We start from the raw sequence: 12,699 nt of genomic DNA, 5'->3' as shown, positions 1-12,699 counted from the left end.
GGAAAGCTTTATGTTCAAGATCGCTGACTTTGGAAATGACACTGAATGTGCCAATGGCGAAGAGCTAATGGCTTCACTCAGAGGAAAATATGCTGGTAAATCTGTGAGTATCCATTATCGCCGTAATTCTGGGATTACCTGGACTAAATTTGTTGACGTAAGTACGGAAGGTCATGTGACTGATTCGTACAAGGGCAACGATTTTAACTTGGCTGATGTACTAGAAAAAGCTACCAGCTAACAAAAATCACCATTAAAAACCACCCATAAGGGACACAATTCGCCCTTACTGGGAGAGTTGTGTCACTTCAACCATTCTGTGGAGGAATGACACCATGATTTTCTATTACTATCCAAACTTATATGCAGATAACGATGACCTAGTGTTAGCTGAAAAACCAGAAATTCTCACCTTTGACCAACAAACAAGAACTTGGAAACAAGAGAACGGCACCTGTTACATGACAGACTGTTCAACGTTGGTACCGCTCAGCAATGACGAAGAGAAATTCGAGTGCCTAACAGGTTACTTCATCGTTGAAGTTACCGACCCTTATGGCAAGAAAGGACGTTTCAAACTGCATGCTGCAAATGAAATTGTCGACTACTGCCGCGCTCCTGGTGTTGTGTGTGACGATGAAATTGAAGGCAAAGCACTTGCTGACTGTGGAATAGCTAAACCAGAAATGGAACACAGCTTTATTCCACACATCGTGGCATATGGTTTCAATGAAGTGTCCGAAACCATAGGTACGATGGAGTTGGAGCTTCATGTGAATGAAGGCGAGCCAACTGGTGAAGAAGAGATTTTTCACTGGAAAGTTATCTAAATTATTAACCAATATACCAACCCATGCGGGACACACCGCTTGGTGTTGTTCCGATATTTCTGTGGAGGAACAACATTGGAAATTGAAACCCAAGTTTTAGTCGAACTGATCAAAGCTGGTGGTCATATCCTAACGGCGACGATCCCAAGCCTGACAACGCTTTTCGTAGGCAAAAAGATCATCAAGTCTGCCAAGCTCAAAGAGAACTATCTCATTGCGCTCAACGACATTCGGTATTTGCTGGGTGTTGAAGACTTACATTGCCGAGAGCATAGAGAACAGCAGGGTAAGCCATTAAAACTAACTATTCGTAAAGCTGTCACCGCTGAACGAAATTTAGAGTGGAGTGGTAAACACACGACTTCTCAAATCATTCGACGTATCGAAAAACTCAAATAAACCACTATCCCGGAGGGTATTAATTGCCCTCTGGGTAATTAGTCCCTCTGAATTTCCGTTCGGAGGAACAGCAATGAAATACCAACTAAAATCAGGCCTATCAATATATCTCGTAACTGTAATTTTCGAAGACACTGTTTACGTCGGGAACGGTCAAGGGTTTACTGACACAGTACATCGTTACGCGATTGCTGAGTCAAAATCTGCAGCTGAAAATCTTGCTACTGAGCATTTTGAAAATCAGGGAATGGCTGTGAGAATTACTGACGGCTTTGAAACATCTCGAGTCACAGTAAACAATCTTATATGCAAAGAAGATGTAATTGGCTTTGAAACAGGAGTAACAGAGAATGCTTAATCTTGTTCCAATCGCCAAATGTAGCCTTGTAAATACAAAACATCGAGTATGTCGTGGGGGATGGCTGAAGCCAACCTTCATTGCAGCACTGAAATGGCAGTGGACCTCGAGCAACTGTAAAACACACAGCGAGCAATTGAACCAACAGTTAGATAACTTCAACTGGAGCGTGCACTGTGATCTCTACAGTCTATCTAGCATGTTAAAACAGCATGTAGGACTAGAGGGGAGAGATTTCTATTCTCGCATTGTGTTTACTGAAAAGCCTCACGACAACCATTACAAGTATTGGAAGGTTATTGGCAAGAGCTGCGCAACCGGAAGGGATGAATTACTTTCGTTTCGCCTCTACGAGTCACCTACCAACCCAGAGAAAATGGCTGTTGTATTTGAAACCGTAACAGGACTATTTGGTAAAGCTGTATGGGACTTCGATAAATTGGAGATTTTCTCAGAAGAGATTTTTTCCGAGTTGACCTGGGCACCTGACCATTAAAAAACTACGTTTTCAATAATTAACGTTTAAATGTGATCGACCTCGACCAGTTATCGTAGTAAGATACTTTTACTGGCAACACAAACTATGAGTGCATTAGCACTCATGGCTTGTGTCTTTCAGGTAAAGCCATTCTAAAGCGAATAATGTATTGTTCGTTTCAAAATTGCTTTATATAGAATTTTCCAAACCCCTAAACTCTTTACATATCGAAGCTTTTGCTTCCTCTTACATCCTACTTTGGATTGCTAATTGATGTACTGAATTTTGGGTCAACAGCCAACGTTTTGACAGATACATTTCTGCTTTAACTTAGGTTGTTCATAGTAGCCCAGAACACTACTCAAAAAAGTTCTGTATTACGTTCGATCTCGCATTGAACAACTAAACTGTTTGCTCGTTAACCACGACCAGATAGGCTATAAACCAAAAACCATTACCATTAGGGAATGCAATATTTCATTCCTTGATGGACTGAATAATTGTCTTTCCTTCTCGGTGATTCTGTGGAGGAAACACTATGACTATCAATGCTCAACCTAACACCCCGGTTGCCTATTTCTATTATGGAAATCGTTTTCTGGGAGCTGCCAAGGTCGAAACTTCAATCAAAGCTGCTTTTGACGTTAATCGCGGATATTGTCTTTCTACCGATCGTGAAAGCTTGCCTTACCTTCCTTTCTGTACTCATGCTGAAATAGCTTGCGTCGAACTGGATAAAGAACTGAAGATTGAACCCAGTAATCCAATTTGGAATGCTGAGAACGGTCATAAAGCGTGTCTTGTTGCTTCGGCTTAAGATTCGATTATTCATTAAACCAAACAAACTAAACCATAGGGTTGCATTAACCTTATGGGGTTGTGCTACCTACCTCGGAGGACACAACCATGCAATTATCATCAATCTTACCTAAATTCCTTTCTTCTAAAGCTCAACGACCTGTTAAGCCACAGAGTTCCGTTTCTAAGAACGCACCTCAATGGAAAGAGTTAGGTAAATTATCTTCTAGCGGTGTACGCGGCATTTTCTACTCAGTGGATTGTACCGTTTATCTGGATACCGGTGATGTGATTATTCTTGATACCAAGATTCATTCACGTACAAACAACAGTCGCCAAAAGATCACAGCAGAAATTCAGAAATGGGCTTCTTACCGTGGTTTTATCAAAGCAGGCGAATGTATAGCTATCCGTTAATTTCATCGCAACAATCCCAATCCGGGCATACTTCCCGGTAGGGAAATATGTCCACCAACCAACAAAAAGTCTGTGGAGGACATAAACATGATCGTAACTAAAACTAAAGGTAAATGGGAAACTGTACACTTCATGCTAAATGAACTTGATGACTCTCTTTTTGAGATTCACGAGACGTCAGAGTATGAAGATAAAAAATACGCATTGAGTAAATCGGTGTCAGTTAATATTTCGGAAGACCAGTTACCACAAAACTTCTTTACCGCTCAAAAATGTTCTTACAAATTCCTTGAAGGATCAGAGGTGTCTTATGCAGTTCACATCGAGACTCGACATGGCCTAAGCATCAATGTTCACTTCGCATATTCACTACGTATTAACCGCCGTCGCAATGAAAAAGGTCAGCAGCTTATACGTGATGAAGTATCGAAAGAATTTAATAGAGTAGATTTTCTTCAAGCTTCTAAGGATGCTCTGACCGAAATTATGGAAAGAAACATCAAAAAGCTTAACCATGAAGAAGAACAGCAGGTACATCGATTTTTTGAGAATGATGCGGCTACCGCTGCAGAGAAAATTCTCCTGGAGTCTGATTGTCAGGAATGGAAATATCTTATTGAGCAAGAAGAGCAGTTGACTGCTTTGCTAGCTAACTTGAGAGATCGCCAAGCTGTTCTACGTAAAGAAGCCTTAAAGACTAACATGAAAGAAGATGAACGCGAGTTTCCTGTAGACATTCAAAAGATAGTTGATGACTATTTGATGAATGTGTCCGGTATTAAAAAGCGTAGAATATTCTTTTCTTAATCTTTTTTAAATCAAACCACCCGAGGGTAAACATCACCCTTAGGTGAAGTGTTTTCCCTCAAACCTAACCAAACCTGTGGAGAAAACACCAATGTCTATTCAAATTATTGAAAACAATGCCGGAAACTTTGTAAACGAAATCAATGACTACATTGAAGGTTCAGGCGTGAAGCTTATATGGCACTCTGACAATACGTTTGAGTTTAAGCATCGCACTAGTTTGTTTACAAATGTCGCTATGTTGCCGTCGAAAATGTTGCAGAAAAAAGTGAAAGAGTTGTTCAAGCTCTATTTCAAAGGCTACTTACCTAATTACAATAATTTAGGTACTACATTCTGGCCTGAGCTGGAAAGCCGATTTTTTGTAAACGTCTACGACAATAAACGTCATGTTCATCGTTATAAGGTTCTATCCACGACCAGCATATTGGACGCACCACTGAGCAAGGAAGTTCTTTCCTTATTTGGTTACGTGCATCAATCTGAGTGCAAGGTCATTTGTTTTGAGCGTTGTACTGGTGGTACTGCCACTATGCTCAATACCGTCGAGCCATCTATGGTTAATGCTCTTATGGAAGACAGCGAGAATTTCACTGTGGAATATAACCCTCAGTTAGATTGTTCATTCAAGCTGGTTTCTGAGCGTGACTTAGGCGCCGAACTGGATGAAGAACTAAGCGCAACGATCGGCTAACTTTCGACAACAAACCAACCTTGAGGGTTACATTACCCTCATGGGTCAGTGTTTCCCTCTTACTTAAAATCCTGTGGAGGAAACACTCATGTCAACAACACGTATTTTTCTAGACCGTAAATCAAAAACTATTGTTCATGCCATTGAAGAAGAACGCCAAAGCTTCCGCGATATGCGAGCTGGCCTTGAACCTGAAAAGCAATTTACTTCCATTAGCCGAGTATTACTCAAGCAAGGAAGTCGCCAACAGGGAAGGGGAAACGACGTTTTTAACGAGCTAATGAATGAGGGCCAGTTTGAAGAGGTAACCGCGGAGTCACTCATTGTTAAGAAGCAACTTTCTAGCACTGAGCTCGATTCCGTTACTGGTTTACTCTTAGCCAAACTAGGTATGACCGGTGACAAGAAATTTGAAGATGCCAGAGCAGTTATTGCTGCCCTGGATATCGGAGAATCGATTATAGAAAATACACAATCATGTACGGCACAGCCACAAAGTGAAGACGAAATGAGCTCGACTATTCGTGAGTTGATTCTTGTTGAAGCAAAAGTGGTCGCAGATGAATTTGATAAAGAAGGGTTAGTAGACTGGCGAGTTCGTGACTCTCTCATCGCGAAATTTCGCTTGAGTGTGCGACGCCGATTAAGAAATGTTGAAGGGTATACCTTTGTTACCACTGTGGTTAACAAATGCCTAGATCAGTTCTTAACGTCACAACCTGCCTAGTCAAACTCACTGTGGAGCAATAACATGAAAAATTTTACCAATGCATTAAATTCTCACCGCACTGTACAACTGATGCGTGAGGCCATTGATATTACGAAGGAAGAGAAAGGGTTTTACCGTAAGCTATTTGTGATTAGTGGCTTTAATCAGGGAACTATGTTGATGTTGTTCACTGTAGCTTTCATTGCGATTAATTTCACAATGATGATCACTGAAAAGCTTATATGGGGAGAGACGTTTTTAAACCCTCTAGACCCTTTCATAAACATGATTTTTATCGGTACTTACATTAGGGCGACATATCGTCTTAGTGACCTGATGATTACATGTGCATTGAAAGGTAAAGACCCAGAGCCAGAACCAGAACAGCCAAAATCGGCTGAACTGATACTGATGCCTTCTTCGAAAATCAAATAATGTAAAACCAACCATCTACCAAAGGGTAATACTTCCCTTTGGGGAAGTGTTCCCTTGGTAACAACCAACTACTGTGGGGAACACTATGTCTATTAAAACCGTTATTGAAAAGATGAAAGATCATGCTGAAGCTGTCGATCTACCTAAGTACTACAAGGAAGATCTGGACATGGACTTCAACAATATGAAGAAGTATGGCAACCGTGAATACGTATGGATGCTTCGTGAGTGCGGTTCGCTGCTCCTTCCATTACGGGTAGGCGCGTCACCGTTCTTGCTCGAGTACTACATGCGTCAGGACTCGACTGCTCGCTTCTTCCATGTCAGAGGGTTTAGTGAAGTCACCTTTAAGGAGCTGAAACACAAAGATGTTGAGTCTTTGATTAGTCAGCCACCGATTGAGTTTGGCCTAATAAACTGTCCTGATGACTTGATCTCGAAGGTGGGTAAAGTACTTAAAGATCGCAACGTCACTACTAGTGGCCTTGTAACTAAGGAAATGGACACTACACCGATACATTGGAGTGAATGGAAGTCGTTCTTCGATGGCAATAATGACGTTATGACGAATGTCATGACTCGAGCCATCAATATGTTGAATGACTTTTCCAAACGCTCAGGCTATTCAGGCCTACGTATTTCTTAATCAATAACAACCATAACCCAGAGGGGCTATACCCTCTGTGGGTTAGCTCCCTCGCAAATCTGTGGAGGAATAACCCAATGTCAAATAGAAACGTATCAATCGCTCGTTTTATCGAGGCTCGAATCGAAACCAATTACTCAAATCTTGCAGAGCTCGCTTCTTTCGTGAGTTTTGAAACTGATGATGCAGGGCAATTATTCGTATTCGATTTTGTCCCTAAAAACAAAGTTAAGCTTAGCTCTCATGGTAAGTATTCTTTGATCAGTGAATTGTTCTCAGGTGAAAGCCTTTGGACACTGCTCGATAACATTGATGATTTTGATTTAATCGTTGGTAAGAACTCTGTAGTACAAGCAAACGACGAAATCTTCTGTCGACCTGTAGTTACAAACACTCCGATTTCATCCTTGATCCCGGAAGTATCCAGAGTACTTAAAGCGAAAATTGCTACTGTGCGTAACGAGTTGGAAGCTGCTGCAAAGCAACTGGCCAATAATCTGTATATCCATAACTCAAATCACGGTGAAACACACATGTTACGTACCATCAAGCATGGTCGATGTGTATTAGAGATCCGAAAAGTACATTTGCAGTATGAGATTGAGGACTACGCAACTTTTGACCGCGAACTATTGTCACTTCAAAAGCTATATCAAGGTGATGGTGAGTTATTCACTATTTGTTTTGAGTTGAAGTGGGATGGCGAAACGGTACAGCACACAGCGCTAGAAGGTTTCATTATGGATTTGGGTGAAAACCCATTAGCTCTCTACAAAAGAGCAGTTCGTATGCAAATCGACAATGTGATGTTTTGTGCTCGTAGCAAACTTATAAGTTGCGGAAAAGTCCTGAGTAAAGATGCCAAGCAAGATCGGGCATTCTTTGGCTCGTTAAATATTGGAACTAACCTAGCTTAATCATTACGTTTTAAATACCCCCGAAGGGATAACCCTTTGGGCTATTCCTTCATCAATTCTGTGGAGGAATTAATATGTCTTTATCTACTTTTGTGAAACTGTCTTATGGCCTTAACCCGGCTGAATTAGTCCCTGTATCAGTTCAACCGATGAATGAACAACAACGTGAGATTGCTCAGTGTGTTGTGTTACCAAAGCGATGCTTTGATAACAGCATTCAGTTGGCCATGCATCTCGATGCGACTTATGTCTTGGGGGTGTATCAAAGCATCATTCCTATTGAACATGCCTGGCTTAAAGTTGGCGATACGTACATTGATCCAACCCTTGAAACGGTTCTCGGTGATGTCAGCGGTGAGTATTTATCTCTTATAGAGGTAAAGGCTTCAGACCTGATTGATCTTGTAGATGCCATTCAGCGGTATTCTGGTGATGATGCCGCGTACCCGCCAATGTTTCATACGATAAGGAATTTTCCGGAGTTCTCTCATTTGTTTATTTCTAACAAGGAAAGGCTTCGAATCTTACCGTGTGAATCGTTCTAAATTGCGTCATTTCGACGTTTCCATCTAGTAATTAACCAAACCCATGAGGGATGAATACAACGCCCTTACGGGATCGTTGCGTTCATTTCCCTCACTAAATTCTGTGGAGGAATTTTCCATGCAAGTAACAAATAACAAACCTACTTTTTCAGATACACCAGCATGCGTCCTAAACGATGTTTATGAAGTTCCAATGCCTGGTGATTTTGTTGAAGTAATTGATTCTCTGGATAGCCAAGCACCTGCCGGTTGCTTTGGTGTCATCTTGGGTTTCAAGCACAACTCCAAAGATGAATACGACATCTGCTTTAACCCGATTCGCGCCCCTTGGGGAGGTAAGTTCAATGACGCTCAGATCACTGCAGCTGGTGGAACAACTTACCCAATGGTACCGACTGAGTTACTTAAGCCTACGTCTACGGTAATGGTGAAGGAGTTTCTAACCAAAACACCTTACATTCACCCAGTGAAAAATGTTGTGAAGGTATGGACTATCGATTTGTGCGATTACGATCGTGCCGGTATCCGTAGTTCATACATTCAGCGTTACGCTCACTAAACCGTTTCAACTTTAAACCATCAACCTGAAAAGGGGAGTGCGACTATCCCTTTTCAGGGTTAGTCCCTCCCGAATAACTATTCTGTGGAGGAATACATGACTACTAAAACACTAACTGCTTATTTCAACTCTCAACTCAAAAGCTTAGGTTACGACGATATTGCTCGAGAAGATAAAACCACTTGGTCCCTCGGTTATTGCCAAGGCGATGGTGTGTTTTTCCCGGAAGCAACACTTCACTCTGATGATGCGAAAACATTATGTGATCGCCTTATGACGGGTAAACATCGTGCAGCCGTGAAACGAGCTATTGATAAGGACATCGAATTTACCGCTGGTGGTAAGTACGATGCCGAGTATGAAGATTGGAGAATGTCATCAGATCCGACGCCACTCGAAAGAGAGGCATGTGATTTGTTTGTCAAAGCTATTAAGCAAGACCTTACAGATTTGGCCAGCCGGCTCGAATCTGAGGGTTATGCGTTCCTTGAAGCTACACCAACCGAAGATGAACCAGAAATCGTGTCTACACGTAACCTGGGACGCCTTCGTGTTGTTGTCAGCAAGTGCAATGAAGATTGGTTTGACCTTTTTGGCTCTGATGCCGAAGAGGACATCCAAAACGATACCGAAGTAATGAAATCCATCATTAATGGTGATCTCAATTTTTTCAGTTTGAAGACCGATGTATTCGATCTTACGACGCTAGATGAATTTGAGGACTACGATGCCCTGGATAGTCTAACGACAAATTACTTGGGCGGTTGCACGCTTGGAAAAGATGAAGATTTTAAGGCTACTTATCGCAGTGAAGTACGTACCCAAATACATCAACTGGTATCCGAATGTCGAGATTTACTCGATATGGAACGACCAGAACGTGAGGCCGTCTTTGCAGCAATTCGAGAGCAAGAGCGATTAGCACTTTTAGCTGAACGTGAACGCCAAGAAAGCGAACGTCGTGCAGGTGAGTTAAAAGCAATTGCAGAAGCCGAAGAAGCTAGAGAGCACCTTGAGATGGCTAAATGGAGCGGAATGGTCTTAGACAATTCAGTGTCCAGTATTCACTCAAGTGCAAGTATCTAAATTTTCAATTAATAGCAGGAAAACAATTATGAAATTCTCTACATACAACGAGTTTAAAAAAGAAGTAGTAAACCTATTGAAATCACGCCTTGGCGTGAACGATGGTGACATCGATGAAGTCTCTTTGCGAGATTCTTTCGAGTCAGGTTGGTTGCCCTCTGATCATGTTGATTTAGTAGCGGCGAATATCTAACACCACATTTCAATCACACTAATACCCGTTCGGGGAGTTTCCCGGATGGGATACTCCTTTGTTCAGGCTGGGGAGAAAAATATGACTATAGCGAACAAGCCTCAAGGTGATTTTTTTCACAAGGTTGAGGAACTGTTACAGCAACAATTTGGGATAGGTATCGATGATGTTGGACCTGAAATGGTTGAGTCGTGCTTCGCGGGGAATGAAACACCTGCAGAGTGCGTTGGCCAACTGGCATCAAAGTACGAGTTAGACGAAATCTAATTCAACTTGACTATCTATTTCAGTAACTAGTCAGTTTCAGTTCTACGGACCTGAAATAAAACACACAACCTCTTTCAAAATGGAGCAGTAACTTAAAGAAGTGCGAAGTTTAGGGCAGGGGAAAAGGACAATGAAAATATGAAAAACAATAACAAGACTAATTCAGCTAAAAAACTAATTTTGGTTTCTGCAGTGGCATGTGTCATTTCAGCAGCTGACGGTTCTGATTTTGCGAATGTCTTTGAGGCAAACGTAAAAACTATATCGTTTTTGGTCATTGTAATGGGGTTAGGTGCGTTAGCACTGATCAAGCCTCAGTTTGTTAAGGAGTGGTGTTCTAAGGCATCAGTTACGCTTGCTGTACCACTAGTGGTACTAAGTGTTCTGAAGGTATTTATTGCCTACGCTGTAGAGCCTATGTGGTCTGTTATAGCAGTGTGTATCTTCATTAGTCTGAGTGTTCAGATTATTGCTGACATACGTATCGTAACACCACAGCTTCGAGAAGTATTTGTTGTAAAAAAGAAAGTAAATTAAATCAAAATATCCCCATTTGGGAGCATAGCCTCCCATATGGGTTCGCTGTGTCTCTCACCTGGGTTCAATAACGTAAAGGTGAATTTTATGGCGAGAAATAAAAGCAAAAGAAAACGTCGCCAAAACGCTCTTCAAAAGAACGCAAAACGACGTCAACAAAAAAACAAACAGCTGAGAAAGTCGCAGCAAGCAGATTTAGGAAACTTCCTGTCTGCTACTGCAGCTAACGCAGCAGCAGCCGGACTTATAGGCATAGCGGTTACAAGTGGAGACAACATCGGCCTTACGGTCGGATTGATTCTAATTGCAATCAGCCTTGGTCTATTTTGGCTATCTTTGGTAGTTAAAAGGTTGTAGATATAAAAAACCCGGTAGGTTGTCCTCGAATAGAGGGCCCTCCGGGTATTTTTTTGCCTGCTAAAAAGTTAGTTTAAGCTTTCGTTGGCTCCATGTACTTGTCTGGACTTCCGGTGTTGTCTGGCCATATCTCAATTAGATACTGACTTTTGCCGTTATGTCTGTTTTTCTGGTGCAAAAATAGAACAATCCCAGCGTGATAGAACTCATCAACAAGTTGTTGAACTTCGTTACTGATTACCAACAAAGTGATAGGTGCGGTCAAGCGGCCAAGGTCATCAAACGATTCAAAATGTTCACGCATAATGAAAGCGGTATTGTCTACAGTGGCTTCATAGGTACCCTCAGTTTCCCAGTTACGATCTAAGCCCCAAGTAATTTCCCAACCTGCTTCTTTTAGTTTCTCTCCAGCAATATTTATTCGTCGTTTGTAGCTGCCAGGTAACCTTCTCGTGTGTTCAACTTTTTCTTGGTAAGACTCGATGACAGATTCGAGGCTTTTCTCCATGTTGCTTAACATCCCGTGTTTGATACCATTCGAGGCCCAAATCTGAAGTTCATCGGTAAAAGCATGTCCAAAGCGACCAGTTTTCGCAGCATGTTTTGCCCAGTTGCCAATGAATTTATTTGCTGCAACTCGATTTTTCGGAGCGTTGGAGGAATATTTTCGCGCAATTCCAAGTGCAACAAGCGCGCACCATGCAACATGAGCTAGCTTTGCTGGGTTATCGTGTCTTATAGTTAAACTCATAATTGTGTCTATTTGGTTGGATTTTCTTGTCATTATACAACGCGTGTTGAATACGCAAGACCTTGGTGGTTTAAATTTGTAGTGTTATAGTGAAAGGTAGGTATTGATAGGAGTACGCAATGATTGTCATCCTAAGTGTAGTAGTCGTGACCTTGATTATCGTTACCCTTTGTATTCGGTATAGAAATGTTCGTTTCCTTTCTAACTTCGGAAACGGTTGCTTTATCGGCTCAATAGCAGCATTTTTTTACGAGTGGACAAACAATAATAATCAAGAAGTTCTGGTATACCTCAGCCTTATTTTTATTGCAGGGATTATATCAAAATTAGTGGCTGTTTACCTCGAACGAACATCAATTAAAAAAGGCTAGTATCCAGCAGTGGGCACTAGCCTTTTATATTTCAGTTGGTTAGAAAAAACCTTTCGATTCACCATCGTCTTCATTCAGCGTATCTAACATCTGTTTGACCACAACATCAGCCTTGTAATAGTCCTGTTTAGGCATAGAGAGGGTGTGAATGTTAATACTGCTAAGAAGCTCTTGTGCAGCTAATGTCTTTGACTCAGATTCGTTATACCAATCGCGGCCACCAGCTGTCACAAAGAAAGCAAGTTGAGGTTTAAGACTTTTTGGATCGAGTAGTAGTATATCAATGGACACATCAGGTATATCTTTCTCGACCTTACTAACGATCGCTTTTAAGCTTGTGCCGAACTGGACTAAGTAGCAATCACCTAGTTGTTCAATGACATCAATATATAACTTCATTTCTGACTCGGTTTCACCGATTGTCCTTGATAGATACTTAACGTCAGATTCATGATTCTTAGGCTTATGAGTGATTACACTTCTTTTTACAATGTGGTAGATCGATATTAAAGCAATTGCAATCAAGAATAAGACTGATGGATAGT

The 12,699-nt window shown here is 41.4% G+C and carries 23 protein-coding genes; 21 read left to right on the top strand and 2 right to left on the bottom strand.

The window, feature by feature from the left end; all coding sequences use genetic code 11:
• Nucleotides 1-10: 10 nt before the first annotated feature.
• From R7127_RS23355 to R7127_RS23260, 20 genes are all read left to right on the top strand, one after another.
• Complete coding sequence (locus tag R7127_RS23355; protein ID WP_318148584.1) at nucleotides 11-241, top strand: hypothetical protein; 231 nt, start codon at nucleotides 11-13, stop codon at nucleotides 239-241.
• Nucleotides 242-335: 94 nt separating this feature from the next.
• Nucleotides 336-830 (top strand): hypothetical protein, encoded by a 495-nt coding sequence (locus tag R7127_RS23350; protein WP_206953807.1) that lies wholly within the window; start codon nucleotides 336-338, stop codon nucleotides 828-830.
• Nucleotides 831-905: 75 nt separating this feature from the next.
• Nucleotides 906-1,229: a hypothetical protein gene (locus tag R7127_RS23345; protein WP_318148583.1), complete on the top strand. Its 324-nt coding sequence runs from the start codon at nucleotides 906-908 to the stop codon at nucleotides 1,227-1,229.
• A 73-nt stretch (nucleotides 1,230-1,302) separates the two neighbouring features.
• Nucleotides 1,303-1,587: a hypothetical protein gene (locus R7127_RS23340; RefSeq protein ID WP_206953811.1), complete on the top strand. Its 285-nt coding sequence runs from the start codon at nucleotides 1,303-1,305 to the stop codon at nucleotides 1,585-1,587.
• Complete coding sequence (locus tag R7127_RS23335) at nucleotides 1,580-2,083, top strand: hypothetical protein (RefSeq protein ID WP_318148582.1); 504 nt, start codon at nucleotides 1,580-1,582, stop codon at nucleotides 2,081-2,083. The genes R7127_RS23340 and R7127_RS23335 overlap by 8 nt, the downstream gene beginning before the upstream one ends.
• Nucleotides 2,084-2,603: 520 nt before the next feature.
• Nucleotides 2,604-2,882 (top strand): hypothetical protein, encoded by a 279-nt coding sequence (locus R7127_RS23330; RefSeq protein WP_206953815.1) that lies wholly within the window; start codon nucleotides 2,604-2,606, stop codon nucleotides 2,880-2,882.
• 89 nt (nucleotides 2,883-2,971) lie between these two features.
• Entirely contained in the window at nucleotides 2,972-3,280 is a 309-nt protein-coding gene (locus R7127_RS23325) for a hypothetical protein (RefSeq protein WP_318148581.1), read from the top strand.
• Between the two features lie 87 nt (nucleotides 3,281-3,367).
• The gene (locus tag R7127_RS23320) at nucleotides 3,368-4,087 is read left to right on the top strand and encodes a hypothetical protein (protein ID WP_318148580.1); all 720 of its coding nucleotides are present in this window, start codon (nucleotides 3,368-3,370) and stop codon (nucleotides 4,085-4,087) included.
• A gap of 91 nt (nucleotides 4,088-4,178) precedes the next feature.
• The gene (locus tag R7127_RS23315) at nucleotides 4,179-4,781 is read left to right on the top strand and encodes a hypothetical protein (RefSeq protein WP_318148579.1); all 603 of its coding nucleotides are present in this window, start codon (nucleotides 4,179-4,181) and stop codon (nucleotides 4,779-4,781) included.
• A gap of 88 nt (nucleotides 4,782-4,869) precedes the next feature.
• Nucleotides 4,870-5,508, top strand: a complete 639-nt coding sequence (locus tag R7127_RS23310; protein WP_318148578.1) for a hypothetical protein — start codon at nucleotides 4,870-4,872, stop codon at nucleotides 5,506-5,508.
• A 24-nt stretch (nucleotides 5,509-5,532) separates the two neighbouring features.
• Complete coding sequence (locus tag R7127_RS23305; protein ID WP_318148577.1) at nucleotides 5,533-5,925, top strand: hypothetical protein; 393 nt, start codon at nucleotides 5,533-5,535, stop codon at nucleotides 5,923-5,925.
• A gap of 85 nt (nucleotides 5,926-6,010) precedes the next feature.
• Nucleotides 6,011-6,571 (top strand): hypothetical protein, encoded by a 561-nt coding sequence (locus tag R7127_RS23300; protein WP_318148576.1) that lies wholly within the window; start codon nucleotides 6,011-6,013, stop codon nucleotides 6,569-6,571.
• 77 nt (nucleotides 6,572-6,648) lie between these two features.
• Nucleotides 6,649-7,488 carry a hypothetical protein gene (locus R7127_RS23295; protein WP_318148575.1) on the top strand — a complete coding sequence of 280 codons (840 nt, stop codon included), beginning with the start codon at nucleotides 6,649-6,651 and terminating at the stop codon, nucleotides 7,486-7,488.
• A gap of 74 nt (nucleotides 7,489-7,562) precedes the next feature.
• Nucleotides 7,563-8,033, top strand: coding sequence for a hypothetical protein (locus tag R7127_RS23290; protein WP_318148574.1), 471 nt, complete (start codon nucleotides 7,563-7,565; stop codon nucleotides 8,031-8,033).
• 118 nt (nucleotides 8,034-8,151) lie between these two features.
• Entirely contained in the window at nucleotides 8,152-8,592 is a 441-nt protein-coding gene (locus R7127_RS23285) for a hypothetical protein (protein WP_206953827.1), read from the top strand.
• Between the two features lie 96 nt (nucleotides 8,593-8,688).
• Entirely contained in the window at nucleotides 8,689-9,678 is a 990-nt protein-coding gene (locus R7127_RS23280; RefSeq protein ID WP_318148573.1) for a hypothetical protein, read from the top strand.
• 28 nt (nucleotides 9,679-9,706) lie between these two features.
• Nucleotides 9,707-9,871: a hypothetical protein gene (locus R7127_RS23275; protein WP_157052371.1), complete on the top strand. Its 165-nt coding sequence runs from the start codon at nucleotides 9,707-9,709 to the stop codon at nucleotides 9,869-9,871.
• Between the two features lie 81 nt (nucleotides 9,872-9,952).
• Nucleotides 9,953-10,138, top strand: coding sequence for a hypothetical protein (locus R7127_RS23270; protein ID WP_206953831.1), 186 nt, complete (start codon nucleotides 9,953-9,955; stop codon nucleotides 10,136-10,138).
• A gap of 138 nt (nucleotides 10,139-10,276) precedes the next feature.
• A complete protein-coding gene (locus tag R7127_RS23265; protein WP_318148572.1) occupies nucleotides 10,277-10,675 on the top strand; it encodes a hypothetical protein in 399 nt (132 codons plus the stop codon).
• An 87-nt stretch (nucleotides 10,676-10,762) separates the two neighbouring features.
• Entirely contained in the window at nucleotides 10,763-11,032 is a 270-nt protein-coding gene (locus R7127_RS23260; RefSeq protein WP_206953834.1) for a hypothetical protein, read from the top strand.
• Between the two features lie 73 nt (nucleotides 11,033-11,105).
• Here R7127_RS23260 and R7127_RS23255 read toward each other — a convergent pair whose 3' ends face one another.
• The gene (locus R7127_RS23255) at nucleotides 11,106-11,783 is read right to left on the bottom strand and encodes a DUF2913 family protein (protein ID WP_206953836.1); all 678 of its coding nucleotides are present in this window, start codon (nucleotides 11,781-11,783) and stop codon (nucleotides 11,106-11,108) included.
• 119 nt (nucleotides 11,784-11,902) lie between these two features.
• Between R7127_RS23255 and R7127_RS23250 the strand changes: the two genes are divergently transcribed.
• Entirely contained in the window at nucleotides 11,903-12,154 is a 252-nt protein-coding gene (locus tag R7127_RS23250; RefSeq protein ID WP_206953837.1) for a hypothetical protein, read from the top strand.
• Nucleotides 12,155-12,193: 39 nt separating this feature from the next.
• On the opposite strand, the gene R7127_RS23245 is transcribed toward R7127_RS23250, so the two are convergent.
• Entirely contained in the window at nucleotides 12,194-12,553 is a 360-nt protein-coding gene (locus R7127_RS23245; RefSeq protein WP_206953838.1) for a hypothetical protein, read from the bottom strand.
• Nucleotides 12,554-12,699: the final 146 nt, after the last annotated feature.

Source organism: Vibrio sp. 1159, from assembly GCF_033340395.1.
Taxonomy (GTDB): domain Bacteria; phylum Pseudomonadota; class Gammaproteobacteria; order Enterobacterales; family Vibrionaceae; genus Vibrio; species Vibrio alginolyticus.
Note: the sequence above shows the minus strand (reverse complement) of the source record. Positions and strands in the feature narration are given on the sequence as shown.

Coding starts and splice junctions, on each gene's coding strand:
- R7127_RS23305 (WP_318148577.1), top strand. CDS start 5,533: ATGAAAAATTTTACCAATGCATTAAATTCTCACCGCACTGTACAACTG.
- R7127_RS23255 (WP_206953836.1), bottom strand. CDS start 11,783: ATGAGTTTAACTATAAGACACGATAACCCAGCAAAGCTAGCTCATGTT.
- R7127_RS23285 (WP_206953827.1), top strand. CDS start 8,152: ATGCAAGTAACAAATAACAAACCTACTTTTTCAGATACACCAGCATGC.
- R7127_RS23320 (WP_318148580.1), top strand. CDS start 3,368: ATGATCGTAACTAAAACTAAAGGTAAATGGGAAACTGTACACTTCATG.
- R7127_RS23275 (WP_157052371.1), top strand. CDS start 9,707: ATGAAATTCTCTACATACAACGAGTTTAAAAAAGAAGTAGTAAACCTA.
- R7127_RS23290 (WP_318148574.1), top strand. CDS start 7,563: ATGTCTTTATCTACTTTTGTGAAACTGTCTTATGGCCTTAACCCGGCT.
- R7127_RS23280 (WP_318148573.1), top strand. CDS start 8,689: ATGACTACTAAAACACTAACTGCTTATTTCAACTCTCAACTCAAAAGC.
- R7127_RS23245 (WP_206953838.1), bottom strand. CDS start 12,553: ATGAAGTTATATATTGATGTCATTGAACAACTAGGTGATTGCTACTTA.
- R7127_RS23350 (WP_206953807.1), top strand. CDS start 336: ATGATTTTCTATTACTATCCAAACTTATATGCAGATAACGATGACCTA.
- R7127_RS23330 (WP_206953815.1), top strand. CDS start 2,604: ATGACTATCAATGCTCAACCTAACACCCCGGTTGCCTATTTCTATTAT.
- R7127_RS23260 (WP_206953834.1), top strand. CDS start 10,763: ATGGCGAGAAATAAAAGCAAAAGAAAACGTCGCCAAAACGCTCTTCAA.
- R7127_RS23355 (WP_318148584.1), top strand. CDS start 11: ATGTTCAAGATCGCTGACTTTGGAAATGACACTGAATGTGCCAATGGC.
- R7127_RS23310 (WP_318148578.1), top strand. CDS start 4,870: ATGTCAACAACACGTATTTTTCTAGACCGTAAATCAAAAACTATTGTT.
- R7127_RS23295 (WP_318148575.1), top strand. CDS start 6,649: ATGTCAAATAGAAACGTATCAATCGCTCGTTTTATCGAGGCTCGAATC.
- R7127_RS23270 (WP_206953831.1), top strand. CDS start 9,953: ATGACTATAGCGAACAAGCCTCAAGGTGATTTTTTTCACAAGGTTGAG.
- R7127_RS23335 (WP_318148582.1), top strand. CDS start 1,580: ATGCTTAATCTTGTTCCAATCGCCAAATGTAGCCTTGTAAATACAAAA.
- R7127_RS23265 (WP_318148572.1), top strand. CDS start 10,277: ATGAAAAACAATAACAAGACTAATTCAGCTAAAAAACTAATTTTGGTT.
- R7127_RS23250 (WP_206953837.1), top strand. CDS start 11,903: ATGATTGTCATCCTAAGTGTAGTAGTCGTGACCTTGATTATCGTTACC.
- R7127_RS23315 (WP_318148579.1), top strand. CDS start 4,179: ATGTCTATTCAAATTATTGAAAACAATGCCGGAAACTTTGTAAACGAA.
- R7127_RS23340 (WP_206953811.1), top strand. CDS start 1,303: ATGAAATACCAACTAAAATCAGGCCTATCAATATATCTCGTAACTGTA.
- R7127_RS23300 (WP_318148576.1), top strand. CDS start 6,011: ATGTCTATTAAAACCGTTATTGAAAAGATGAAAGATCATGCTGAAGCT.
- R7127_RS23325 (WP_318148581.1), top strand. CDS start 2,972: ATGCAATTATCATCAATCTTACCTAAATTCCTTTCTTCTAAAGCTCAA.